Source organism: Flavobacterium sp. TS_SC_5 (assembly GCF_056156265.1).
This window is the reverse complement of record NZ_CM149588.1, coordinates 3,721,811-3,746,383: the sequence shown is the minus strand read 5'-3', so window position 1 is coordinate 3,746,383 and position 24,573 is coordinate 3,721,811. Positions and strand designations below refer to the sequence as shown.

The following is a 24,573-nucleotide window of genomic DNA, read 5'->3' as shown; positions in this document are numbered from 1 at the left end:
AATTAACAATACCTGTTAGTCTCTTCTTGGTCTTCTTGGTCTTGGTGAGTCACCAAAGCTTTCAGAACGTCTTGGTGCTCTATCAGAAGAACCTTCAGTTCTAGGTCTGTCAGATGAAAAACCACCTTCTCTTCTTGGAGCATCACTTCTTCCGCCAAATCCACCTTCTCTAGGAGCTGAATTTCTGTCGCTTCTAAAACCACCACCACCAGAACCTTCTCTTCTTGGTGCAAAACTACCTTCTCTTCTTGGAGCTGAACTTCTTCCGCCACCAAAACTTCCACCTGAACTTCTTCCATTATGGTCACGTCTTCCGCCACCGTCATTTTTAGAAATTTCAACATTGATTCTACGTCCTTCTAATTGTACGTTGTTCAATATTTCCATTACTTTATCAGTATGTTCCGGATCAGTGTTAAAGAAAGAGAAACCTTCTTTTACATCTACTTTGTAAACATCATCACGACCTAAGTCTAATGTTTCTTTCAAGTAATCTTTCAATGACATCCAATCAAAGTTATCTCTAGAACCTATGTTCACAAAATATCTTGTTGCACCGCCATTGTTATTTTCTCTTGGAGCACCATCTCTATCATCACGTTCACGTCTTTCAGAACCTGAAGCTTGATTAGAAATATCTCTTGTTTTTTTGTAATAATTGATGAAACGATTGAATTCAACCGATACCATTTTCTTGATTAATTCCTCTTTAGACAAACCTTCAAGTACGCTGTTGATTGCAGGAAGGTAAGTATCAATTTCATGATCAACTTCCGTATCTTTAATTTTAGTCGCTAAGTGTAATAATTGGATTTCGCAGATTTCAATTCCAGATGGGATTGTTTTTTCTTCGAATTTTTGCTTTATGATTCTTTCTATTGAAGAAATCTTGCGCAATTCACTTTTAGTTACAATTACGATAGAAGTCCCTAATTTACCAGCACGGCCAGTACGACCAGAACGGTGATTGTACGTTTCGATTTCGTCAGGTAATTGATAGTTTACTACGTGAGTAATGTTGTCAACGTCAATTCCACGTGCAGCTACGTCAGTTGCTACAAGCATTTGGATTTGTCTTCCACGGAAGGATTTCATTACACCATCGCGTTGCGCCTGAGATAAATCTCCGTGCAATGCAGCAGCGCTGTATCCATCTTCGATCAATTTTTCAGCAACAGCCTGCGTATCTCTTTTGGTACGACAAAAAACTACTGAGAAAATGTCTGGATTAGAATCGGCTAAACGTTTCAAAGCTTCGTAACGGTCACGTGCATTTACAAGGTAAAATTCGTGTGAAACTGTAGCGGAACCCGAGTTTTTAGCTCCAACTGTAATTTCAATTGGATCTTTCATGAATTGTTTTCCAATACGTGCTACTTCAGCAGGCATTGTTGCAGAGAATAACCATGTGTTTTTTTCGTCTGGCGTAGTCGAAAGGATGTTTACGATATCTTCGTAGAAACCCATGTTCAACATTTCGTCAGCTTCGTCAAGAATACAGTAGTTGATTTGAGAAATGTTTACCAAACCTCTATTAATCATGTCTTGCATTCTTCCTGGAGTTGCCACAATAATCTGTGCGCCTCTCTTTATGTCTCTCGCTTGTTCTGTAATGCTAGCTCCACCGTAAACTGCTACCACATTAATACCTTTTTCGTATTTAGAGTAGTTTTTAATTTCGTTGGTAATCTGCAAACAAAGTTCGCGTGTTGGAGATAAAATTAATGCCTGTGTGTTTCTGTTGTTGACATCAATTTTCTGAATAACTGGAAAACCAAAAGCTGCCGTTTTCCCTGTCCCTGTCTGAGCCAACGCAACCATATCTGTATCTTTTTCCAATAATAGGGGAATCGCTTTCTCCTGTACTTCGGTCGGATTTTCAAATCCTAGATCTAAAATCGCCTTCAGTAACGATTCACTCAATCCTAATTGTTCAAATTTATTCATATGTATTTTTAAAATAGGGTGCAAAATTACTGTTTATAATTCATATAAACTAATGCTATTTTAAGATTTAATGATTTATTATAATTTGATTATCAGAAAGTTATGTTTTTGTTTGCAAATTGTAGGTTTTACTTTAAGTAATTGAGTGTGAAATTATGGCTTGAATATCAATTTTTTGTTAGAAAATGTTGTATCCAATCGTTATTTATTCTTTTGCAAAAAAGCGATTAATTGTTGTGTTGCCTTTCCTCTATGACTTATTTTGTTTTTTATGTTTAAAGCTAATTGGGCGAATGTTTCAGTAAATCCTTCTGGCTGAAAAATAGGATCGTACCCAAAACCCTGATTTCCAATTTTTTCCAAAGTAATCTCACCTTTTGCAATTCCTGTAAAAAGATGTTGCTCTCCTTTTAAATTTAACGCGATCACGGTTTTAAATTGCGCTGCTCTATTATTTTTATCGGATAGATTTATTAATAATTTATTCATATTATCTTCGGAATTGCGTTGTTCACCAGCATAACGTGCGGAGAAAACACCTGGTTCTCCATTTAAAGCGTCCACTTCGAGTCCAGTGTCATCGGCAAAACAATCAAATCCATATTTTTGCGTGACATAATTTGCTTTTTGGATTGCATTCCCTTCAATAGTATCTGCAGTTTCTGGAATGTCTTCAAAACAGCCAATACTTTCTAAACTTAGAATGGTTATAGATTCAGGAAGCATGCTTTGTAATTCGTAGATTTTATTTTTATTGTTTGAAGCGAAAACGAGTTGCATTTTTTTAGTTTTAATATCCAAATATACATTTTCTATATCTTAAGGACTCATATACTACCGTTTTTTATTTGTTCAATTTTAAATTTGAGTCGTTCGTATGAGAAATACATTTCATAAAAAAACAGGTCTATTTTAAAACGTTAAAAATCAAACTATTAAATAAAAGTTAAACTACTGGTTTGCGTGTGTTTATGTGTGTTTTATATCTATCTTTGAATGTGGTTTTGATTGATCACTTGAATAATTTACCAGTTTGTGGTGATAATATTCAGATACTCAATTATACTGAACGGTAGCGTTGATAATGGTAAATCGAAACTAACAATTGGAGGTCTCTCACGAGACCTCCTTTTTTTTGCAAAATATTTTCTGAAACAGTTATAGAAAATAGACAGTGGTTAAAAAGCTTCTATGTAATTAAAAATCAGTATGTTAATAATTAGTTAAACTACTGTGCGTTAGTTTTTTATGTTTAAAATAGTTCTATCTTTGAGTATGGTTTTGGTTTATTGTTGAATATATCCATCTGCAAAGAGAAGAGTATTTAATAGTTAGTAGCATCGAAAGATACAATCTGATAACAACAAACCAAAGTCCATATTTGGAGGCCCTTTAAAAAGGCCTCCTTTTTTTTTTATTTAGCACCCTAAATAACATTCTCATATTAAATTTTTATAAAAACAGTTTAGAAAGCTATGTATTCAGGTTTCTTTTCAAAATCAAATTTTTAAAATCAAATAAAGGAAACAAAAAAAAACATTAATTTAATAATTTAAATAAAAGTTAAAATATTGATTTTCAATTAGTTTAATTAAAAATAGTTGTATATTTGAATGTGATTCTGATTAATTACTTGGGATGTTAATCTTATAATGAGATTGATAACTTATAATTGACCCTATCAGTAACGGTATGAGTTAGTATTGGTAAATCAGAATCAACAATTGGAGGACTCTCAAAGTCCTCCTTTTTTTTATTGTTTAAATTAAAATTTCCTCTTTATATAGAAACTGATAGTAATATGTTAATTACGTGTTAAAGTATTGATTTTTAATTATTTATGTATTTTAAAATCTTAAATTTATATGTGGTTTTGATTAATTACTTGAGTATATCCATCTTACAATAAGATTTGATAATTCAATAATCAGCTATACTTGTAACAGTATGAGTTGATAATGGTAAATCAGAATCAACAATTGGAGGGCTGTAAAAGTCCTCCTTTTTTTTATTTAATTTAATGTTTGGTGACACTTTTTAAGTTATCAGGAAAATATAAATCAGATAAATGAGTAAATTCATCCCCACGCATAAAAATATTAATATCTACTTCAGAGAAGCTTTTTTTACCTGCGGCTGCAAGAAGTTCATTGGCAGAATGTAAAGTATTTTTATGAAAATGAAAAACGCATTCCGCTTTATCAGTAACCACTAATCCTTTCATCAGCATTTTATTTTGTGTTGCAACTCCCGTAGGGCATTCATTATTGTTGCATCGCAAGGCTTGGATACATCCCAAAGAAAACATAAAACCGCGCGCACTGTTACAAATGTCAGCACCTAGAGCAACTGCTCTTAATATAGAATATCCTGAGATGATTTTGCCACTGCTAATAATGCGGATTTTGTCCCTAATTCCAAAACGTACTAATGTTTTATTTACAAAAATAAGTCCTGGTTCTAATGGCATTCCTACACCATCAGCAAATTCTAGTGGAGCCGCGCCGGTTCCTCCTTCGGCACCATCAACAGTAATGAAATCGGGATAGCAGTTTTGATTAATCATTTCTTGGCAAATCATTTCGAATTCCCGAGTCTCTCCAATGCATAATTTAAAACCAATTGGCTTTCCATTAGATAACTCGCGTAATGTTACTATGAAATCAATTAAACCTTTAGTGTCTTCAAAAGCTGAATGATTGGGAGGAGAAAGTATGGTTGTATGTGGTAAAACACCTCTTATTTTAGCAATTTGAACCGTATTTTTTGCTGCAGGCAATACACCTCCGTGACCTGGTTTTGCTCCTTGTGATAATTTGATTTCAATCATTTTTACTTCGGGTAAATTTGCTTTTTCAGCAAATCTTCCTCCATCAAAACCACCTCTGTCATCTAGACAACCAAAATATCCGGTTCCTATTTGCCAGCATACATCGCCACCTTGTTGATGGAATTCAGTTAAGCCTCCTTCTCCAGTATTGTGATAGAATTTTCCTTGTTGTGCACCTTTGTTGAGTGCTATTATTGCATTTTCACTTAATGAACCAAAACTCATTGCCGAAATATTTAATAACGAGGCTGAGTATGGTTGGGAACAATCTGGTCCGCCAATTGTAACCCGAGGGAGCTCATTATTGACTATTGCAGGGAAAATAGAATGTTTAATTCCTTCATAATTTGAGTCGTTTAGATTGATTTGTGTTCCAAACGGTGTTGTCGAATCAATATTTTTGGCTCTTTGATACACAAGGGAACGTTCGTTTCTTGAAAAAGGTTTGCCGTCAGTGCTGCGTTCTATAAAATATTGTTGGATCTCAGGAGCTATCATTTCGAATAAATATCTGAAATAACCTAAAACAGGAAAATTTCTTAAAATAGCATGTTTGTGCTGCAAAGTATTGGCAAAACCAACAACTAAAAGCAAAATCAATAGCAGCATTAGCAGTAGCCCTTTTTGAAAAAAGAAATAAATTACAGCTGTAATAAGTAGTGCGGATATTCCGATAAGGAAAAATTTTTGTCTCATTTTAAACTTGAATATAATTTCCCTACGAAATTAATTACATTTTGGCATAAATTTAAATTTACGCCTCTATTTCTAAATATTTTTTATTTAAAAAATAAGGTAACATAAATTTAACCTTTTGCTTCGATTTATAGTGATAAGTTAAAATAATTTTTGGGTGGAGTTTTTTTGGGTATGTTCGAAATAAAATATTTTTCTTTTTTATAAAATCGAAAGTTAATAATTAGTAAAAATATAATTTTATCAAAATTGTAGCCAATCGTAAATCAATATAAATTTTTATTCTATTTTATTTTACCAATTTATTTTTAACTCCGTTTAAAATTATTCCAACAGTAGAAAACTGCATGTCGTCGAATATTTCTAATCATTTTCTATAGTATTTTAATCTTTGCTGACTTATTTAAAAAATAAAACTAACTGATTTTTATGAAAAATATTCAAACATTTCTTTTAATGCTCTTTTTTACAAATTGCTACTCTCAATATGTTTTTGAAAAAAAAGCGCTTCCCGAAAAAGTATCTTTAGAAAGTTTTACTGAAATTATTAATGCTGAAGACGAAGTATTAGATATTCAAGAAGTAATCTTAAAGTTTGATCAACAAGAACCTAAGTTAAAAGCTTCAATTCAAAAATATTTTGGTTACACAAATGATAATTTTTGGCCGAAGTTGCAATCCAAAATAAAACAAATCAATCATTAAACTATTTACTTTCAACTGCAACTCCAATGACTAACTTGGTTGAACTGTATATAGTCGATGAACAATCAAAAAAAAATAAAAAAATTGTAAATGGTGCTTCTTTAAACTACTCAAAAAGGATTTTAGCTAGTAACGAGGTTCTTTTTGATTTAAGTATTAATCCTGACACTAATCTGGATTTATATATACATTATAGCACCACTGGAGGTGTTGTTGCAATACCTATGGAACTTTATAGTTATGAGAGTTTCTATAAAAATACAATTCAAAAAAAGTTTATTAATGGTATTTTTTATGGCCTTGTAATACAGTTTTCATTGTTTTTGATTTTTTTATATTTTGCAATGCGGGGAGCCAAAATAGTAACTTTAGCATTTTTTATTTTCTTAAGTGGATTAATAGCTTTTATGCTTGATGGTTATTTTTCCGTAAATTTTAATCATGAATCAGGAGTTTTTCTAAATAATATATTTTTATTAATTCTGATACTTACAGGTTTGTTTTTAGGAAAGTTTGGAGAATTATCACTAAAAATTAAAAAAAATAATAAAAAATTATTTTATGTTTTTCAAATTTTTTATGTCTTAAATATTAGTTTGTTTCCTTTACAGTGTATTTTTAAAACACATTTTGCCTTATTTTTAATTCTTTCAAATTTATTCGGTTTTATATTGTTTTTATTAATTGGATTTGCGCTTCTAACTTTCAAAAATAGAAAAGATAAGATAATAATATTTTTTGTATTAGGAAATATCTCCCTATTTGTGGGCTATTTAATTTATACTTTGAAAATTTATGGAATATTGGATTCAACTACAGTAATTGAAAGTAGTACTAAAATTTCAATAGCACTTGCTATGATTTTATTTACAATTAGAGAGGTTGTCTATCTTTTTAGATTAAGAATTTTAAAAAATAATTTAAGTGAAAAGGCTTTGATTAAAGCGCAAGAAATTAAAGATTTAAAATGTTATCTGCTTTGTAATATTAGCCACGAATTGAGAACACCCTTGAATGTGATTATGAATTTAAACAGAGACATTTTAGAGAAAAATATTGACACATCCATTAATAAAAAGTGCGAAAATATTCAAAATTCCTCTGAAAATTTATTAAATTCAATTAATGATATTCTTGATTTTTCCAAAATTGAGAAAAAAGAATTGAAGTTAGATAATTTAGCTTTTAATCCATTACAGACTTTGACTCGAATTAGAAAAACGCAGGAGCTGAGAGTCACAGAAAAGGGGTTGAAATTTAATTTTTCTGAAAGTGAAGGTTTTCCAAACTTAGTAATTGGGGATGAGTCGAGGTTTTCACAGATTATTAATAATTTGCTGAATAATGCTATTAAATTTACTTCAGTAGGTTTTGTTGATTTTGATATTAAATCTAAAGTAATACCCAATAACAAAGTTAGACTAACTGTCTCCATAACTGATTCGGGTGTTGGTATTGAAAATGAAAAAATAGATAGAATATTTGATTCTTTTAGTCAGAATAGCATTGACAATAAACGGGCATATGGTGGAATAGGATTAGGATTATACATTGTAAAATCTTTAATTGATATGCAAGGTGGCGTAGTTGAAGTAAAAAGTGTTTTAGGTAAAGGAACAAATTTTAAAATTAGTATAGACTTTGATATTGTAGTACAATCACAAATGGAAATAGTTGCTGCTGTACCTGCAGTTTATGATTTGGAAGGGAAAAGCATATTAGTAGTAGAGGATAATAAAATGAATCAAATGATTATTGATGTAATAACCAAAAAATGGTTGAATACAAAAGTTTTATATGCTAATAATGGTCAGGAAGCACTGGATGCATTTAAAACAAATCAATTTGATATTGTATTAATGGATCTACAAATGCCAATCATGGATGGGTATGAAGCAACAATTGCCATTAGAAATGGTGAAGCTGGACCACACAACAGTAACATTCCAATTATTGCAGTTACCGCCGATGTGATGGAAACCACAAAAGATCGTGTCAAAGAAATAGGGATGAATGATTATTTGTCTAAACCAATTAAGAAAGAAACGTTATATAATGCGATTAAAGAATTAGTTTAACTAAAACGCAATCGCACATAAACGTGTTTGATTCCTTTTTTATCAGAATCTCTTTCGTCGATTTCTAATATGTCAGTTAATGATTTGAGCATAGGAGTAAGTTTAGAAAAGCCATAATTTCTTGGATCGAATTCTGGTTTTTTCTTAACAATCAAATTTCCTACGTCGCCTAAAAATGCCCAGCCACTGTCATCAGCAATATCTTCTATAGTTGATTCAATCAATTCAATAGTATGTAAATCGACTTTGTTTAAGCTTTTTGGAGTTGTTTTTTTAGTATCGGTTGCGGTTCTTTTCGGTAATTTCTTTTTAATGGCGCCATCTAAAACTTCGATGTAAATAAATCGGTCACAGGCTACAATGAATGAGTTTGGCGTTTTTTGTTCGCCAATACCAATGACTTTCATACCGGATTCTCTCAATCGGATGGCTAAACGTGTAAAATCAGAGTCGCTGGATACAATACAAAATCCATCTACTTTATCGGAATACAATAAATCCATAGCGTCAATAATCATCGCTGAATCCGAAGAGTTTTTCCCAACCGTATAGCTGTATTGTTGAATAGGAGTGATGGCGTGTTCTAATAAGACACTTTTCCATCCTCCGGCATTCGGTTTTGTCCAATCGGCGTAAATACGTTTGGTGGTGGGTGTACCAAATTTAGCAATTTCTTCCATCATTCCTTTTACATTGCTGTACGGAACATTGTCAGCATCAATGAGAACGGCTAATTTTAATTCTTTTGTATCTTGTGACATTTTACTAATAATATTGATTTTCGTATTTAAAGGTACAGATTATTCTTTTGAATTGTATTTTTTTTATTTTTTGGATGCCAAATCTTTAATTGAAACGTCATTGATTCGAACATCTTTTAATACTGCTTCGCCATTTTTTACAGCCACCAAAGCGTAAGTTTCGTTTTTCTTTTTAATAGAGAATTCCCGATAGATTTTTTCGGATTTTTGCGCAATATCTTCATTCATATAATACCGATTGAAAGGAAAATCAATTATTATTTTGGAGTCCATATACCCTAAACTAATTTTTGTTTTAATATACGATTCGCTATTTTTTGGTTTCATTTTAGAAATAGAACTGATTTTGGCGAACCCATTTTTGTCGATAGTGAGTGTTGCAAAAATGGTTTCACCGTTACTCCATTTAATATTGTTTTGCACCGTGATTTCTCTTTCTTTAAAGAATAACGCAATGTACTTCCCTCTAAAAGGATCATAAGGATCTATTGGAGCTGTCTGAAATTTGAATTCTGTTCCAGTTTTCATAATATCTTCCTGATTGAACATCATTTGCAATGGAACGTATAATTGAGCGATAACAACCAAGATGAAAATTAGGACTGTGATTTTCTTATTTTTCATTTTGGTTTCTTTTTTTAAGGATGAAATAATTAGCCAAGAAGAATCCTAAACCAATCATTATAAATAGAATTCCCCGAAGGACAAAACTTAAATGCGTATCGAAAAATCGACACGTAATAAGGATAGTAATAAGGAGTAATCCAAAATTCAATAGTCCCAAATGATTTAGTTTGATGCCGCGTTTGACTTCGAAGATGCCAATAAATAATACGATTACATTTGCCACTATTGAAAACTCATAGCCGCTATTAAGAGTGAGGATATTCATCAAGAATACAAGCTCTAAAAGAGAAACTTCCTTAAAATTCGTTTGCCTGTTTTTTTTGTAAAATAAGAGAGCGGCAATCAATGTGAGTGCACAAGCAGTTATGAATTCTATCGATAGCAATGTTTCTGAAATTGAATCTGTTTTGTAAAAAGATTTATTCCAAAACCATTTAAAACTATATAGGAGTAATAGATAAAGTATTCCTAGTTTTCCAATAATCAGAAAGCTGTTATTTTTTAATTTTTGTTTGTCAAAGAATGACGTTTTACCAATGAAATAAAAAATCGTGAACAAACTCATGTAGCCTAAATGTAGTAAATGACTATTTTTATGGGCAATAGTACCGAGGCAAATTACAATTGAAACAGCAATAAACCAGTTGTGAAACAACGTAAAATTGCTTAATGCTTTGGTTTTGATCAGCTGATAATAATGAGGAGCGATTCCTAAAAGCAATAACCAATATAAAAAAGAATGAGTACTTGGATAGGTAAAGTAATTAGCATTACATCCATAATACGTAATCCCAGCAATATATAGGAGAGAAACTATTGAGGATTGAAGCAGATAAACCAGCGGCAAACTCAATAGCATCCAGGTAATTATAAAAGAATTTAAATCTCCCGGAATATTATAAACCTGAGTTACTAATGAAATGCTTGCGCCGATGGCAAAAAATAAAAAAACGGACGAAGTTTCTTTCCAAACAGTACTTTCGGATTTTTTTAAAAGAGAATACCCACATAGTAATTGACCAATTAGAAGCGGAAGGAACGATAGGATTATTTTAGTTAATCGGGAAAGATTGTCCCAATTGTGAGCGAAAACAAGAATAATTCCAAGTCCAACGAGTATAGCTCCCAAAATTCCAAAAATAGAAGAAAGTCTGTTGTGGTTTTCTTCCTTTTTTTGGTGGAAATATTCGCGTATTTTTTCGGCGGTTTCTCTAGTCACTACGTTCGCGTGGAGTAGTTCTTCCAGTTCATTTATTATTTTGTCAGACATAAACTATAATTCTATAAATCAAATATACAAAGATTATCATTGAAAACGACTCGAAGCTTCTGGTTTAGTCTAATCCTTGTTAAGTTCGATTAGTTCATTTTGCGTGACCATGGCAAGAAATCACGCATTATTTCATAATCTCATAAATCATAAATTAAACAACAGAAATTAGTACTAAAGAGACATTACGATAAAGCTTGAAAAATAAATTTACTTTCAAGTCCTTTATAAAATTTAAATAATTATTTTTGCAACTTCTTAAAATTAAAATTATTACTTGATATATTATGGTAAAAGATTTATTCGAAAGGATTCAAAACAATAAAGGACCTTTAGGAAAATGGGCTTCACAAGCAGAAGGTTACTTTGTTTTTCCTAAATTGGAAGGTGAGTTGGGGCCAAGAATGCAGTTTGGTGGAAAAGACATTTTGAATTGGAGTTTAAATGACTACTTAGGTCTTGCTAATCACCCAGAAGTGCGTCAGGCAGATACGGAAGCAGCAGCACAATTTGGTGCGGCTTACCCAATGGGAGCGCGTATGATGAGCGGTCACACTAAATATCATGAGCAATTAGAGAATGAATTGGCAGCTTTTGTTATGAAAGAATCGGCATATTTATTGAATTTTGGTTACCAAGGGATTATGTCAACAATTGACGCTTTGGTTACAAAAAATGATGTAATTGTATATGATGTTGATGCGCATGCTTGTATTATTGATGGTGTTCGTTTGCACATGGGAAAACGTTTTACATACCGTCATAATGATCTTGCCAGTATGGAAAAAAACTTGGAACGTGCTACAAAATTAGCTGAAGTAACAGGAGGAGGAATTCTTTTTATTACTGAAGGTGTTTTTGGAATGCGTGGACAACAAGGAAAATTAAAGGAAATTGTTGCCATGAAGGAAAGATTTAATTTCCGTTTGTTGGTTGATGATGCACATGGTTTTGGAACACTTGGAAAAACAGGTGCCGGAGCAGGTGAGGAGCAAGGTTGCCAAGACGGAATTGATGTTTATTTCTCTACTTTTGCTAAATCAATGGCTAACATTGGTGCTTTTATAGCTGCTGACAAAGATATCATTGATTATTTGAAATACAACTTACGTTCTCAAATGTTTGCCAAAGCATTGCCAATGATACAAACAATTGGTTCTTTGAAACGATTAGAATTGTTGCGTAATCATCCGGAATTGAAAGATAAATTGTGGGAAAATGTAAATGCGTTGCAAAACGGATTGAGAGAGCGTAATTTCAATATTGGAGATACAAATACTTGCGTAACTCCAGTATATCTTGAAGGAAGTGTGCCAGAAGCAATGATTATGGTTAACGATTTAAGAGAAAATTACGGGATTTTCTTATCGATTGTTATTTATCCTGTGATTCCAAAAGGGATTATCTTGTTGAGAATGATTCCTACAACGTCTCATACTTTATCAGATGTTGCTGAAACACTAACTGCTTTTGAAGCAATTCGTGAAAAATTAGAAAATGGTACTTACAAGGAAATCGCCAGCAGAACAAAGGTTGATTTGGACGCATAATTAAGTCATTAAATGTATATGTAAATCCATCAGTCTTCGGGCTGATGGATTTTTTTTTGAAAGGTATTCCATCAAGAAGTCGTATATTTAGTAAACTAAAGTTGAAAATGTATGAAAAAAGAAATTATATTGGGTGTCGTTTTTATGACTTTTTTTATTTCTTGTAAAAAAGAAATGGCAACAGAAGAACCTCTTGTTGCCTCAGAAAAAATTGTTGTTAAAGAATCAGAATTTCAAGAATGTTACCAGGCAATTCTTAAAAAGGATACTATTTCGTTGACTTTGAAGATAAAAAACGGTGAGCTTTCCTCAGGAAACTTAAGTTATAATTTTTATGAGAAAGATAAAAGCGAAGGAACACTTGTTGGGGAACTTAAAGGTGATACGCTTTATGCGGATTATACTTTTATGTCCGAAGGAACTTCTTCGGTCCGCGAAGTTGTTTTCTTAAAAAAAGGCGATTCTTATGTTGAAGGTTTTGGAGATGTGGTTGATTACAATAAAGGCAAAGTGACTTTCAAAGATAAAAAACAATTAAAATTTGATGGAAGTATAGTTTTGTCAAAAGTAGATTGTAAAATGTGATTTTATTAAAAACATGTGATAATTAAAACCAAAAAATCCATCAGTGAGACGTTGATGGATTTTTTAGTTTTGCAAAAAAATGCAATTTAATTACAATTCTTTTCTATAAGTGCATCGTCGTTTGTGAATTTGAGGATTAAAATGTTTCCATAAATTAATACTTGCGGCGTTGTCAGCCAATTCGGGAGTTCTGAAACAATTTATGATCCCTCTCTCTCTGAAAGTTTCGTAATATTCTTTAAATATAATGGCTGTAACCGCTTTATTTTGGTATTCTGGCAATACACCTATAAGGTAAAAAATCACGTCTTTACTTTGCTTTTTGGCTCGGAGTAAATGAAGGAATCCAAACGGGAATAATTTTCCTTTTGCCTTTTGAATCGCCTCAGAAAAGGACGGCATTACAATACTGAAAGCAACTATATTATGGTCTTTGTCTTCCACAAATTTTATAAATTCAGGATTAATGAAGCTGATGTATTTTTTCTTGAAATATTCTTTTTGCGTGTCCGAAATGGCTACAAATGAAGATAGAGACGCATAAGACTTATTAAATAAATCAAACATTTTATCCACATGTGGCATTACTTCTTTGGTAGTTTTGAAATTAAGCGGACTTAATTGATACCTTCTTTTAACCAAATCATTTGCCTTTTCAAAAAACTCTGGTTTTACGTTTGAAAAAGGAAATTTACTTTCAATATATTCTTTTTCCTTGACGTAACCTAATTCTTCGAAATGAGTCGCATAATACGGATTATTGTACCACGTAATCATCGTTCCTATCGTGTCAAAGCCTTCGGTAAGCACGCCTACTTTATCCAAGTTTGAAAAACCCATCGGGCCTTCAACATATTCCAGATTGTTTTTTCGTCCTAATTCATACACTTTTTCTAAAAGTGCTCTGGTCACTTCAATATCATCAATTACGTCAAACCATCCAAAACGCACTTTCATTTTTTGTTGGTCTTTTACCTCGCTCCAATTGATGATTGCAACAATTCTACCTACTATTTCGTTATTTCTTTTAGCCACATAAAAATACGCTTCTGCAGTTTCAAAAGCGGGATTTTTAGTTTTATCAAATCCTTCTAATTCCTCACCAATTAGCGGCGGAACCCAGTTTTTATTGTTTTTGTATAGTGAAAAAGGGAATTTTATAAATTCAGTTAATTCGCTTTTCGTTTTTGCTTCGTGTATTGTAATCATTCTATTTTTGAAATTCTATGTTTATCCTTTTTTTGTCTTTTTTGCTCTTTTCTCCGCTTTCTTTCCTGAGTCACCAGAGTCAATATTTATGCGTACTTCTTTATAATTACCATCGTAACGCCATGAAAAACCAATACCGCCGTATAGGGCAGAAGGTGTGTCTTTTAAGCTTGTACTAATCGAAGCGTCAATTTGCATGTTTTTATTCAATAAATAAGCGGCTCCTCCGCGAACAATGGCATCGCTGTAAAAATCACTTTTGAAGCCTTGATTTTCTACAAATCCGGACCATTTATCATTAAATCCTCGGGTTAAAGTCAATACATAGCCATAACTAGGAAAGTCAGTTGTTATATAATCAGCTATTATATTGGTTACAAAAACCCATCTTCCGTCACCTAAATGGTTCTGAGTTATTAACATTATTTTGGGGGAGATGCTAGAATCTGCAGAAAAGGAATATGGATTATCTGCCATTATTAAATTGGCTCCGGCAAAAACAGAAACGGCAGGTACCAATTGGCGCCATCTGAAGCCGTGATTAGCTTTCCAACTGTAAAGATTGACCTTTTTCTGGGAGTTTTTGAAAGGATCGTAAATCAAATATTTAGCTCCTAAAACGGTTTGCTTGAAGTCTGCTCTTTTCGAACTGTTGAATAAGGTGGTGTATTTCTCGTTTTGGTATTGTATGTCGGCAATCAATTCTAATTTTTCCATGAATAATCCCCATCTTAAGGTTGCGTCAATCCCAAAACCATTGGCATCATAATTCAACAAACTATGATTTTGTTTGATACCATAAACGCCTGTTTCTATCTGGATTACTGATTTTCCAACGGCAAATGCCGACATGGTTTCGCCCGGTCTGTTCGAATTGATTTGATCAGTATATTGGCCATAATGAATACTTGGAATCATTAAAACAGCAACGATCAGTAAGATTTTGATTTTGGACATATTATTTTTTTTGAGTTAAAAAGTAATAACGCTTTTCAAATGTACTATATTTTATTATTTATTTAAGAGAGATATTTTAATTTTGAACGGTTGATTTATTATTTTTGGAAAAAATTACATTTATATGCAAACAGCTTCCTTTATGGGTTTTATAAAAGCAATAATTTATATGATTGCTTTCTACTATATTTTTAGATTTTTAGCAAAATTGTTTTTGCCATTAATAGTTAAAAAAGTAGTCGAAAAAGCAGGTGAAAATATGCAGAAGCAGCAACAGCAAGCACAAGATAATACTTGGAAAAAAACACAAAGTAAGGATGAAGTGATCTACAATACTGCAAATACTAAAAATCCACGTGAAACCAAAAAAGTGGGAGATTATGTTGATTACGAAGAAATAGATTAAATTTGTCGTAATTAGCAGATTTTTTATTCTAATCCAAACTTTTTTAAATTGAAAATAATAAATAGGTTCTATCCGCACGCCCTTGCCATACTTGGTTTTGTACTCGTTTCAATACTCTATTTTTATCCTGTATTACAAGGAAAACAAATCTTTCAATCGGATATTGTACAGTATACCGGAATGGCCAAAGAGCAAAATGACTTTAGGACCACGGATCATGTAGAACCTTACTGGACTAATTCAGCTTTTGGCGGAATGCCAACGTACCAATTAGGAGCGAAGTATCCACACGATTACATTGGCGCTTTAGATGATGCATTACGATTTTTACCGCGTCCTGCGGATTATTTATTCTTGTATTTTCTTGGATTTTACGGTTTGATGCTCGTTTTAAAAGTCGATCCTTTGAAAGCCTTTTTTGGAGCATTGGCTTTCGGTTTATCTACCTATTTAATTATCATTCTCGGCGTTGGTCATAATGCTAAAGCGCATGCTATTGCTTATATGCCACTTGTTATCGCTGGATTTATTCTGGTTTTTCAAAAAAAATATATTTTGGGAGGATTGATAACCCTTTTTGCGACAGCATTAGAAATCAATGCGAATCACTTCCAAATGACCTATTATTTATTGATTTTTTTATTGATTCTTTCTGGGTATTTTTTTTATCAGCAAATCAAAGAAAAGGAATATAAATCGCTGTTGTATTCTTTTGGGACGTTAGCCATAGCGGGAATTTTTGCTCTTGGAGCAAATGCGACTAATTTATTGGCAACAGCCGAATATGCTGATTTCAGTACGCGTGGAAAAAGTGAATTGAGTTATAATCCTGATGGTTCAAAAAATACAAACAGCAGTGCGCTGACACATGATTACATCACTGAATACAGTTATGGAATAACCGAAAGTTTTAATCTTATAGCACCTCGACTTTTTGGTGGTTCTAATAATGAAGCTGTAGGGAGGAATAGCAATATGTTCGAATTTATGATTGGTCAGGGTGTTCCGGAAGACCAAGCTGTTGATTTTGTTTCCGGAATGCCAACCTATTGGGGCGATCAGCCTATTGTCGCGGCGCCAGCTTATATAGGAGTGGTGGTTTTCTTTTTGGGAATCTTGGCTTTATTCATTGATAAACGCAAAATAAAATATGTATTTCTTTCGGGAGCTGTGGTTGCGTTGATACTTTCTTGGGGGAAAAATTTCCCTTTATTGACAGACTTTTTTATTGATTATGTTCCAATGTACAATAAATTCAGAGCAGTTTCTTCGATACAAGTTATTCTTGAATTGTGTTTCCCTGTTTTGGCAATTATGGGATTGCAGTCTTTCTTTCAATTGGATAAAAAACTACAATGGAAAGCGTTATATGAAACATCAATTTTAGGTCTTGGAATTATTATTATCTTGTTTTTGAGCAAAAGTATGTTCAGTTTTTCTGGGGGTAATGATGCTTATTTTCAACAAACCTATGGTCCAGATTTTGTAAATGCGTTGAAGCAGGATAGGATGAGTTTGTACAGTGCTGATTTATTACGTTCGGGTTTCTTTATCTTGGTAACTGCAGGCGTTTTATGGATGTCGATAAAAGATCGATTTGCCCAAAACACGGCTATTATAATCGTAGGATTATTGATGGTTTCCGATTTGTTTTTCGTGGATAAAAATTATGTTTCAGGAAAAGATTTCGTTAGCGGAAGAGAAGTAGAAGTTCCTTTTCAAGAGTCCCCTTCGGATGTTGAGATTCTAAAAGACACCTCACATTATAGAGTTTTCGAAGTTTCGGGGAATTTATCCAGTGCGAGAGCCTCTTATTTTCATAAATCGATTGGCGGTTACAGTGCGGTGAAACCACGAAGAATGCAACAGTTATTTGATTACCAAGTTGCCAATAACAATATGGAAATCCTTAATATGCTGGACGTAAAATATGTGATTCAAACCAATAAAGAAGGAAAAGAATTTCCAACTTCAAACCCAAATGCTAATGGAAATGCTTGGTTTGTAAACCAAGTAAAATTGGTTAATTCTGCTGATGAAGAGATGAAAGCGTTGGATAGTTTAGACTCTAAAAATGTGGCAGTTGTAAATACTAAAGATTTTCAAATTAAAAATATGGCTTTCGCCAAAGACAGTTCAGCGACTATAACTTTAGAAAATTATAAACCTAACTACTTGAAATATGTATCAAACAATTCAAAAGAAGGTTTAGCCGTTTTCTCCGAAATGTATTATGGAAAAGGATGGAACGCGTATATTGATGGAAAAAGTGTGTCTCATATTAGAGTTGATTACGTTTTAAGAGGATTGCAAATTCCAGCAGGAAAACACAAAATAGAATTTAAGTTTGAACCACAAGTCGTAAAAACCGGAAGTACCATAACGTTGATTAGTTCCATAGGAATGCTGTTGCTTTTAGTTGGCGGGATTTATTTTGAAAGAAAGAAAGTTTAAATATTAAATTATGAAAGAATTATTACGTTTAAAATCGTTTCAACAAATATTGTTTTGGCTTTTTCTTTTAGGAATTATTATTGGCGTTTTATTAACGCTATATTTCATTAATCCGGATAAATTTAGATTTATATTGTTACTGCCATCAGTACCAGTTTTATACTTTATTTCAAAAGGATTGTTTAAAAACAGTACTTTGTTTTTTATGGATTTAAAATCAATTACGACAAAAATCTAACTTTGGAACTAAAGAAAATTTTAATAATTACCTATTATTGGCCACCTGCGGGCGGTCCAGGCGTGCAGCGTTGGCTTAAGTTTGTCAAGTATTTACCAGACTTTGGCGTTCAGCCGATTGTTTATATTCCGGAGAATCCTACATATCCTATTATTGATGAAAATTTGGTTAAACAAGTTTCGGATAAAGCAATTATTCTGAAACAGAAAATTTTTGAACCGTATCAACTGGCTTCTTTTCTTTCGAAAAACAAAACCAAAAAAATCAGCTCGGGAATTATTCCAAATCAGAAAAAGCAATCTTTTCTGGACAAAACCTTTCTTTGGATTCGTGGGAATCTTTTCATTCCGGATGCGCGCGTTTTTTGGGTTAAACCGTCGGTTGCTTATTTGGAGAAATACATTTTAGACAATGATATCGATACTATCATAACTTCCGGACCACCGCACAGTCTGCATTTGATTGGATTAGAATTGAAACAAAAATTAGATTTAAAATGGTTTGCGGATTTCCGTGATCCATGGACGACTATTGGCTATCATAAATCCTTGCGACTATCTAGTTTTGCTGCCAAAAAACATAAAGCTCTGGAACATCAGGTTTTGAATACAGCGGACACAATTATAGTCACGAGTAAAACTACCAAAACTGAATTTCAAGCGATTACCACTAAACCTATTTCGGTAATAACGAATGGTTATGACACGGAACAAGTCGAAAAACAAACTTTAGATACTAAATTTAGTTTAGCACATATTGGTTCTTTTCTTTCCGAAAGAAATCCTTCGATTTTATGGGAAAGTTTAATTGAACTGACACATGAGATTCCAGATTTCAAATCACATTTAGAAATTAAACTAATCGGCGCAGTCAGTCAGGAAGTTTTAGAAACTATTTCTCAATTTGGACTTAGTTCCTATTTGAATAATTTGGGTTATGTTTCTCATGCAGAAGCGATTGCGCACCAACGAAAATCGCAGGTTTTGTTGCTCATCGAAATCAATTCTGAAGATACTAAAAGCATTATTCCCGGAAAATTATTTGAGTATATGGTTTCAAACCTGCCAATTATTGCCATTGGTCCCAAGGATTCTGACTTTGCCGAAATTATTACGAATACCAATACAGGCATATTTTTTGATTATTCGGAGAAAATGAAACTTAAAAGTGTAATTTTGGAATTTTATAATCAGTTTTTGGAAGGCAAATTACAATCAAATGGAGTTGGATTGCAAAACTATTCCAGAAGAAACCTAACCAAAGAATTGGTTGAATTGCTTAAAAGTTTAAATTAAAAGCGTGGTTTCTTAATACCTCGCATGATAAATAATGGGAATAGTATTAAATCAATCTTTAAAGAATACGATAATTACCTATTTGGGTTTTGGAATTGGCGCCATAAATACGCTGTATTTATACCCTATTTTTTTAGGCGCTACGTATTATGCTTTAACGAATTATATCCTTTCAGTTGCCAATGTTATCATGCCTTTATTTGCAATAGGAATGCAAAATACGTTAGTGAAATTTTATTCCCAATATCAAACTGATGAAGAACGATCTCGATTTTTATCCTTTACCGTACTTTTTCCATTGCTTTTATCGATTCCTTTAATTTTGATTGGATATATTTTCTTCGATGATATTTTATTCTTTGTTTCAAAGAAAAATCCGGTGGTCAAGGATTTTATCTGGCTTATTCCATTTATAGGGTTGTGCATGGCTTATTTTGAAATTTTTTATGCTTGGGCCAGAGTTCATATGCACTCCGTTTTTGGGAATTTTGTCAAAGAAGTAGGACTAAGGTTGTTTTCGTTATTAGCGTTGATTGGCGTCTATTATAAATGGTTAACGGTAGTTGATTTTGTTTACATTACTGCTGGTATTTATTTTTTGGCACTCATTATTACAATGGGATATGCCTTTTATATCAAAAGACCAAGTTTTCAATTTACAATTCCGCATAACGTAAAAGGTTTGATGGAGTACACTTTTTATATTATTTTATCAGGAAGTGTGGCTAATTTGCTTTTGGATGGCGATAAAATAATGCTGAATCAATATATGGTTATCGAAAATATAGCCTATTATTCAATTGCAACCTTTATTGCTTTGGTAATATCAGTTCCAAGTCGGGCGATGCATCAAATTGTTTATCCCATCACTGCAAAACTGATGCATGATAACAAATTCGATGAGTTAAATGTTTTATACAAAAAAACGTCAATAAATTTACAAGTCGTGGGTGGCTTTGTGATGTTGGGTATTTTTGTCAATATCAATCAGTTGTATGAAATGGTTCCCAAAGAATATAGCGGAGGGATTTTAGTTGTGTTTATGATTGGATTGTCTAAATATTTTGATTTGATATTAGGGAATAACAATGCTATTATTTTTAATACTAAATATTATCGAGCTGTTTTGTTTCTAGGAGTTTTCTTAGTAGTTGTAGCCATTGGATTAAACATGATTTTTATTCCTTTGTACGGAATTATGGGATCTGCTTTTGCTACATTATTATCAATAACTTTATATAGTATAGCCAAATTGCTTTTTGTAGTTAAACGTTTGCATTTGTATCCATTTACCAAACAAACATTGTATTCTCTGGCAATAACACTGTTGTTGTTTTTAATGTTTTACTTCTGGGAGTTCCCTTTCAATCCAATGATTAATATTGTCCTGAAATCGGTTTTAATAACCCTATTATATGTTTATATTAATTACAAATTTGTTATTTCTGTCGAAATAAATCAAGCTATTGATTTGGTTTTTAAGAAATTAAAAATTATTTCTTAGTATTTTTATTTGATAGATAAAGGAAATAACTCTTTCATTTTCTCATATTTATGAAAAGTCTTTTTTTATTTAAAAATTTTAAATATCACTAAAAGTGGGTATTGTGGAGTTTTAATTTTGCTATTATTTTTGTGAAAGTTATATAAACGTATAACCGCAAAAAAATAGACGAATCGCAATGAAAAATAGTTCTTCCGCAATAAACGCAAATGATGCTGATTTAATTAAATTTACATCTATTCTAACCGATAAAACCAATAATGGATTTGTAGTTTTAGAACGAAATGATAAATTACCCTATGCGGTTTTATTAAAGAAGAAAAAAAAGGTGGACCATGTTTTTAATTTTTGCATCTTTTGTGCTACGTTTGGACTTTGGTCCATAGCTTGGATTTACATTACGCAAGTTTCATCAAAAGCTAAAAAAATTCTGATAGCAATTGATGAAGACGGAAATCCTTTTGAAGAAAAATGTTATATGGGATAATATTTATAATTTATCTTTCAAATATTTTCCAGTAACAGATTCTTTTATTTTCACAACTTGTTCTGGAGTTCCTACCGCGAGTAATTTGCCTCCATTTTCTCCTCCTTCAGGTCCTAAATCTATAATCCAATCCGCGCATTTTATTAAATCAAGGTTGTGTTCAATAACAATAATCGAATGACCTTTGTCAATCAACGCATCAAAGGAAGCCAATAGTTTCTTGATGTCATGAAAATGCAATCCCGTTGTAGGTTCATCAAAAACAAACAAAGCTTTATCTTTTGTCGCTCCTTTCACCAGGAAGGAAGCTAGTTTTATTCGCTGCGCTTCACCACCGGAAAGTGTAGAAGATGATTGTCCTAATTGCACATAACCCAATCCCACATCTTGCAAAGGCTGTAGTTTTTGAGTGATTTTAGTTTGTTTGTTCGCAATGAAAAACGCAATGGCATCATCAATGGTCATCGTAAGAATATCGTGAATGTTTTTACCTTCAAAAGCGACTTCCAAAACTTCTTTCTTAAATCGTTTTCCATTACAGGTTTCACAAGGCAATTGTACATCGGCCATGAAAACCATTTCTACGTTAATAGAACCTTCTCCTTTGCAGGTTTCGCATCTGCCGCCATCAACATTAAAAGAAAAATGTTTCGCTTGATACCCTCTTATTTTTGATAGCTTTTCTTTGGCATACAATTCCCGAATGTCATCATACGCTTTAATATACGTCACAGGATTAGAACGGGAACTTCTTCCTATTGGGTTTTGATCAACATATTCAATATGTTTAATTTGAGAGAAAGAGCCTGTCATTTCAGTAAACTGTCCAGCTTTTTCTCCTACGTTTTCCAACTTTTTCTGCATCGCAGGAAAAAGGATTTTCTTAACAAGTGTACTCTTTCCGCTTCCAGAAACTCCAGTGATTACTGTTAACACATCCAATGGGAAAGTAACATCAATATTTTGAAGATTGTTTTCTCGAGCTCCTTTTATATCGATGAAATTCTTGAATGATCTTCGTTTTTTGGGGACGGTAATTTCTAAATCTCCGTTCAAATATTTTGCGGTAAGTGAAGTCGATTTTAATATTTCATCGTACGTCCCTTGGGCGACTAAATGCCCGCCTAAAGTTCCCGCTTCCGGACCAATATCTATAATCATATCAGCGGCTTTCATGATATCTTCATCGTGTTCTACAACGATAACCGTATTTCCTAAATCGCGTAAGGAAAGCAATACTTTTATCAGTCGTTCGGTATCTTTTGGGTGTAAACCAATGCTTGGTTCATCCAGAATATACATAGAACCCACTAAACTGCTCCCCAGCGACGTTGCTAAATTAATACGTTGCGATTCTCCTCCGGAAAGTGTTGCTGAATTTCTGTTTAATGTCAGATAATCCAATCCTACTTCGGTTAAAAAGGCCAAACGGTTGTTGATTTCCACCAATAATCTTTTTGCAATTTGTTTTTCATAAACATCTAAATCGATGTTTTTGAAAAAGGTAACCAAATGTTTTATCGGTAAGTCTACTAAATCAGAAACTGTTTTCTCATTGATTTTCACATAGGAAGCTTCAATTCTCAAGCGTTTTCCTTTACAGGAATGACATTTAGTTTTTCCTCTGTAACGCGAAAGCATCACTCTGTTTTGGATTTTATAATTTTTTTCTTCCAGTTCTTTGAAGAAATCATTCAACCCTTGAAAATAAGTATTTCCATTCCAAATTAATTCTTTTTGATCTTCAGATAACTGATAATATGGTTTGTGTATTGGAAAATCAAATTTGTACGCCTTGTTGACCAGTTCATCTTTATACCAACTCATGCTTTCGCCTCTCCAAGGGAAAATAGCATTTTCAAAAACGGATAAAGTAGTATTTGGCACCACTAATTCAGCGTCAATTCCTATGATATTTCCATAGCCTTCACAAACGGGACACGCTCCGTATGGATTATTAAAACTGAATAAATGAACGTTTGGTTCCAGAAATGTAATGCCGTCTAATTCAAAATTATTAGAATAGGAATACTTTTTATCGGAGTTAACTTCTTGTAAATGGCAAATTCCTTTTCCTTCAAAGAAAGCAGTTTGCACCGCATCAGCCAATCGATTATAGAATTCTTCTTCACCCGAAGTGTCGTGATTAATGACAATTCGGTCAATGATTAGGAAAATTTCTTTTTTATCCAAAACATCCGGTAAATCGTCTAGACGTACCATTTCATTATTTACTAATATTCGGGCAAATCCTTGTTGTAAAAGTACTTTTAATTTGTCTTCCAGTTTTCGTCCTTCTTCAAGGTGAATGGGTGCAAGAAGTAACCATTTGCTGTCTAATTCAAACGTTTTTACATCAGAAACCACATCAGTAACCGTATTTTTTTTGACTTCACGACCAGAAATAGGGGAGTAAGTACGTCCTATCCTTGCAAAAAGCAATTTTAGATAATCGTATATTTCTGTTGAAGTTCCTACTGTAGAACGCGCGTTAGTCGTATTTACTTTTTGTTCGATAGCAATCGCAGGAGCAATTCCCTTGATATATTCTACTTTTGGTTTGTCCAATCGCCCAAGAAATTGTCTCGCATAAGACGATAGGCTCTCTACGTAGCGACGTTGCCCTTCAGCATATAAAGTATCAAAAGCCAAACTTGATTTTCCGGAACCCGAAAGTCCTGTGATAACCACTAATTTATTACGGGGAATGGCTACATCTACATTTTTTAGGTTATGTACTTGTGCGCCTTTTATTATGATATTTTTCTTTGGATCTAATTTCGAAAGGTCAACTTGCATAAAAATGATAATTTTTACAAAAGTAATCAATTATCAACAGAGAAAAGGGATTGAACAACTCACAAATATTGTTTAAAAAATCGTGTGAAATCTCTTTTTTCTTCTTGTATGGTTTTTATGTTTTCTATCCCGTAAATAAATACTAATTTTAGGTTTATTTTTGAAAAAAATTAAC

At 32.7% G+C, this 24,573-nt stretch carries 19 protein-coding genes; 10 read left to right on the top strand and 9 right to left on the bottom strand.

Going from position 1 to position 24,573, the window contains the following annotated elements; genetic code table 11:
- Positions 1–15 precede the first annotated feature (15 nt).
- The 3 genes from AC0J6S_RS16130 to AC0J6S_RS16120 form a co-directional block, all read right to left on the bottom strand.
- On the bottom strand, positions 16–1,947 hold the full coding sequence (locus tag AC0J6S_RS16130) for a DEAD/DEAH box helicase (RefSeq protein ID WP_474954752.1): 1,932 nt from the start codon (positions 1,945–1,947) through the stop codon (positions 16–18).
- Between the two features lie 201 nt (positions 1,948–2,148).
- Entirely contained in the window at positions 2,149–2,727 is a 579-nt protein-coding gene (locus AC0J6S_RS16125; RefSeq protein WP_474954751.1) for a non-canonical purine NTP diphosphatase, read from the bottom strand.
- A gap of 1,237 nt (positions 2,728–3,964) precedes the next feature.
- A complete protein-coding gene (locus tag AC0J6S_RS16120) occupies positions 3,965–5,473 on the bottom strand; it encodes an FMN-binding glutamate synthase family protein (RefSeq protein WP_474954750.1) in 1,509 nt (502 codons plus the stop codon).
- Between the two features lie 429 nt (positions 5,474–5,902).
- Between AC0J6S_RS16120 and AC0J6S_RS16115 the strand changes: the two genes are divergently transcribed.
- Together AC0J6S_RS16115 and AC0J6S_RS16110 are read left to right on the top strand one after the other, a co-directional pair.
- Positions 5,903–6,178 carry a hypothetical protein gene (locus tag AC0J6S_RS16115; RefSeq protein ID WP_474954749.1) on the top strand — a complete coding sequence of 92 codons (276 nt, stop codon included), beginning with the start codon at positions 5,903–5,905 and terminating at the stop codon, positions 6,176–6,178.
- Complete coding sequence (locus AC0J6S_RS16110; protein WP_474954748.1) at positions 6,136–8,256, top strand: hybrid sensor histidine kinase/response regulator; 2,121 nt, start codon at positions 6,136–6,138, stop codon at positions 8,254–8,256. The genes AC0J6S_RS16115 and AC0J6S_RS16110 overlap by 43 nt, the downstream gene beginning before the upstream one ends.
- Here AC0J6S_RS16110 and AC0J6S_RS16105 read toward each other — a convergent pair.
- The 3 genes from AC0J6S_RS16105 to AC0J6S_RS16095 form a co-directional block, all read right to left on the bottom strand.
- Complete coding sequence (locus tag AC0J6S_RS16105; RefSeq protein WP_113666742.1) at positions 8,253–9,017, bottom strand: NYN domain-containing protein; 765 nt, start codon at positions 9,015–9,017, stop codon at positions 8,253–8,255. The genes AC0J6S_RS16110 and AC0J6S_RS16105 overlap by 4 nt on opposite strands.
- 63 nt (positions 9,018–9,080) lie before the next feature.
- Entirely contained in the window at positions 9,081–9,641 is a 561-nt protein-coding gene (locus AC0J6S_RS16100; protein WP_474954747.1) for a GDYXXLXY domain-containing protein, read from the bottom strand.
- Positions 9,631–10,914, bottom strand: a complete 1,284-nt coding sequence (locus tag AC0J6S_RS16095) for a DUF2157 domain-containing protein (protein ID WP_474954746.1) — start codon at positions 10,912–10,914, stop codon at positions 9,631–9,633. The genes AC0J6S_RS16100 and AC0J6S_RS16095 overlap by 11 nt, the downstream gene beginning before the upstream one ends.
- Positions 10,915–11,201: 287 nt before the next feature.
- Between AC0J6S_RS16095 and capB the strand changes: the two genes are divergently transcribed.
- Both capB and AC0J6S_RS16085 read left to right on the top strand, forming a co-directional pair.
- The gene (gene capB / locus AC0J6S_RS16090; RefSeq protein WP_474954745.1) at positions 11,202–12,464 is read left to right on the top strand and encodes a cysteate-C-fatty acyltransferase; all 1,263 of its coding nucleotides are present in this window, start codon (positions 11,202–11,204) and stop codon (positions 12,462–12,464) included.
- Positions 12,465–12,575: 111 nt separating this feature from the next.
- Entirely contained in the window at positions 12,576–13,049 is a 474-nt protein-coding gene (locus AC0J6S_RS16085; RefSeq protein WP_474954744.1) for a hypothetical protein, read from the top strand.
- Positions 13,050–13,139: 90 nt separating this feature from the next.
- Here the strand turns inward: AC0J6S_RS16085 and AC0J6S_RS16080 are convergent, their stop codons facing one another.
- Together AC0J6S_RS16080 and AC0J6S_RS16075 are read right to left on the bottom strand one after the other, a co-directional pair.
- Positions 13,140–14,258: a GTP cyclohydrolase gene (locus tag AC0J6S_RS16080; RefSeq protein WP_474954743.1), complete on the bottom strand. Its 1,119-nt coding sequence runs from the start codon at positions 14,256–14,258 to the stop codon at positions 13,140–13,142.
- A gap of 21 nt (positions 14,259–14,279) precedes the next feature.
- Complete coding sequence (locus AC0J6S_RS16075; protein ID WP_474954742.1) at positions 14,280–15,215, bottom strand: transporter; 936 nt, start codon at positions 15,213–15,215, stop codon at positions 14,280–14,282.
- Positions 15,216–15,339: 124 nt separating this feature from the next.
- Here AC0J6S_RS16075 and AC0J6S_RS16070 point away from each other — a divergent pair, with 124 nt between their 5' ends.
- The 6 genes from AC0J6S_RS16070 (at position 15,340) to AC0J6S_RS16045 (ending at position 21,599) form a co-directional block, all read left to right on the top strand.
- Positions 15,340–15,621 (top strand): DUF4834 family protein, encoded by a 282-nt coding sequence (locus AC0J6S_RS16070; protein ID WP_474954741.1) that lies wholly within the window; start codon positions 15,340–15,342, stop codon positions 15,619–15,621.
- Between the two features lie 48 nt (positions 15,622–15,669).
- Positions 15,670–18,075, top strand: a complete 2,406-nt coding sequence (locus AC0J6S_RS16065; RefSeq protein ID WP_474954740.1) for a YfhO family protein — start codon at positions 15,670–15,672, stop codon at positions 18,073–18,075.
- Positions 18,076–18,085: 10 nt separating this feature from the next.
- On the top strand, positions 18,086–18,313 hold the full coding sequence (locus AC0J6S_RS16060) for a hypothetical protein (RefSeq protein WP_474954739.1): 228 nt from the start codon (positions 18,086–18,088) through the stop codon (positions 18,311–18,313).
- A gap of 2 nt (positions 18,314–18,315) precedes the next feature.
- Positions 18,316–19,608, top strand: coding sequence for a glycosyltransferase family 4 protein (locus AC0J6S_RS16055; RefSeq protein WP_474954738.1), 1,293 nt, complete (start codon positions 18,316–18,318; stop codon positions 19,606–19,608).
- 34 nt (positions 19,609–19,642) lie between these two features.
- Complete coding sequence (locus AC0J6S_RS16050) at positions 19,643–21,112, top strand: lipopolysaccharide biosynthesis protein (protein ID WP_474954737.1); 1,470 nt, start codon at positions 19,643–19,645, stop codon at positions 21,110–21,112.
- A 178-nt stretch (positions 21,113–21,290) separates the two neighbouring features.
- Positions 21,291–21,599 (top strand): hypothetical protein, encoded by a 309-nt coding sequence (locus AC0J6S_RS16045; protein ID WP_474954736.1) that lies wholly within the window; start codon positions 21,291–21,293, stop codon positions 21,597–21,599.
- 3 nt (positions 21,600–21,602) lie between these two features.
- On the opposite strand, the gene uvrA is transcribed toward AC0J6S_RS16045, so the two are convergent.
- Entirely contained in the window at positions 21,603–24,398 is a 2,796-nt protein-coding gene (uvrA, locus tag AC0J6S_RS16040) for an excinuclease ABC subunit UvrA (protein ID WP_474954735.1), read from the bottom strand.
- Between the last annotated feature and the right edge of the window lie 175 nt (positions 24,399–24,573).

Coding starts and splice junctions, on each gene's coding strand:
- AC0J6S_RS16130 (WP_474954752.1), bottom strand. CDS start 1,947: ATGAATAAATTTGAACAATTAGGATTGAGTGAATCGTTACTGAAGGCG.
- AC0J6S_RS16125 (WP_474954751.1), bottom strand. CDS start 2,727: ATGCAACTCGTTTTCGCTTCAAACAATAAAAATAAAATCTACGAATTA.
- AC0J6S_RS16120 (WP_474954750.1), bottom strand. CDS start 5,473: ATGAGACAAAAATTTTTCCTTATCGGAATATCCGCACTACTTATTACA.
- AC0J6S_RS16115 (WP_474954749.1), top strand. CDS start 5,903: ATGAAAAATATTCAAACATTTCTTTTAATGCTCTTTTTTACAAATTGC.
- AC0J6S_RS16105 (WP_113666742.1), bottom strand. CDS start 9,017: ATGTCACAAGATACAAAAGAATTAAAATTAGCCGTTCTCATTGATGCT.
- AC0J6S_RS16100 (WP_474954747.1), bottom strand. CDS start 9,641: ATGAAAAATAAGAAAATCACAGTCCTAATTTTCATCTTGGTTGTTATC.
- AC0J6S_RS16095 (WP_474954746.1), bottom strand. CDS start 10,914: ATGTCTGACAAAATAATAAATGAACTGGAAGAACTACTCCACGCGAAC.
- capB (WP_474954745.1), top strand. CDS start 11,202: ATGGTAAAAGATTTATTCGAAAGGATTCAAAACAATAAAGGACCTTTA.
- AC0J6S_RS16085 (WP_474954744.1), top strand. CDS start 12,576: ATGAAAAAAGAAATTATATTGGGTGTCGTTTTTATGACTTTTTTTATT.
- AC0J6S_RS16080 (WP_474954743.1), bottom strand. CDS start 14,258: ATGATTACAATACACGAAGCAAAAACGAAAAGCGAATTAACTGAATTT.
- AC0J6S_RS16075 (WP_474954742.1), bottom strand. CDS start 15,215: ATGTCCAAAATCAAAATCTTACTGATCGTTGCTGTTTTAATGATTCCA.
- AC0J6S_RS16070 (WP_474954741.1), top strand. CDS start 15,340: ATGCAAACAGCTTCCTTTATGGGTTTTATAAAAGCAATAATTTATATG.
- AC0J6S_RS16060 (WP_474954739.1), top strand. CDS start 18,086: ATGAAAGAATTATTACGTTTAAAATCGTTTCAACAAATATTGTTTTGG.
- AC0J6S_RS16050 (WP_474954737.1), top strand. CDS start 19,643: ATGGGAATAGTATTAAATCAATCTTTAAAGAATACGATAATTACCTAT.
- AC0J6S_RS16045 (WP_474954736.1), top strand. CDS start 21,291: ATGAAAAATAGTTCTTCCGCAATAAACGCAAATGATGCTGATTTAATT.
- uvrA (WP_474954735.1), bottom strand. CDS start 24,398: ATGCAAGTTGACCTTTCGAAATTAGATCCAAAGAAAAATATCATAATA.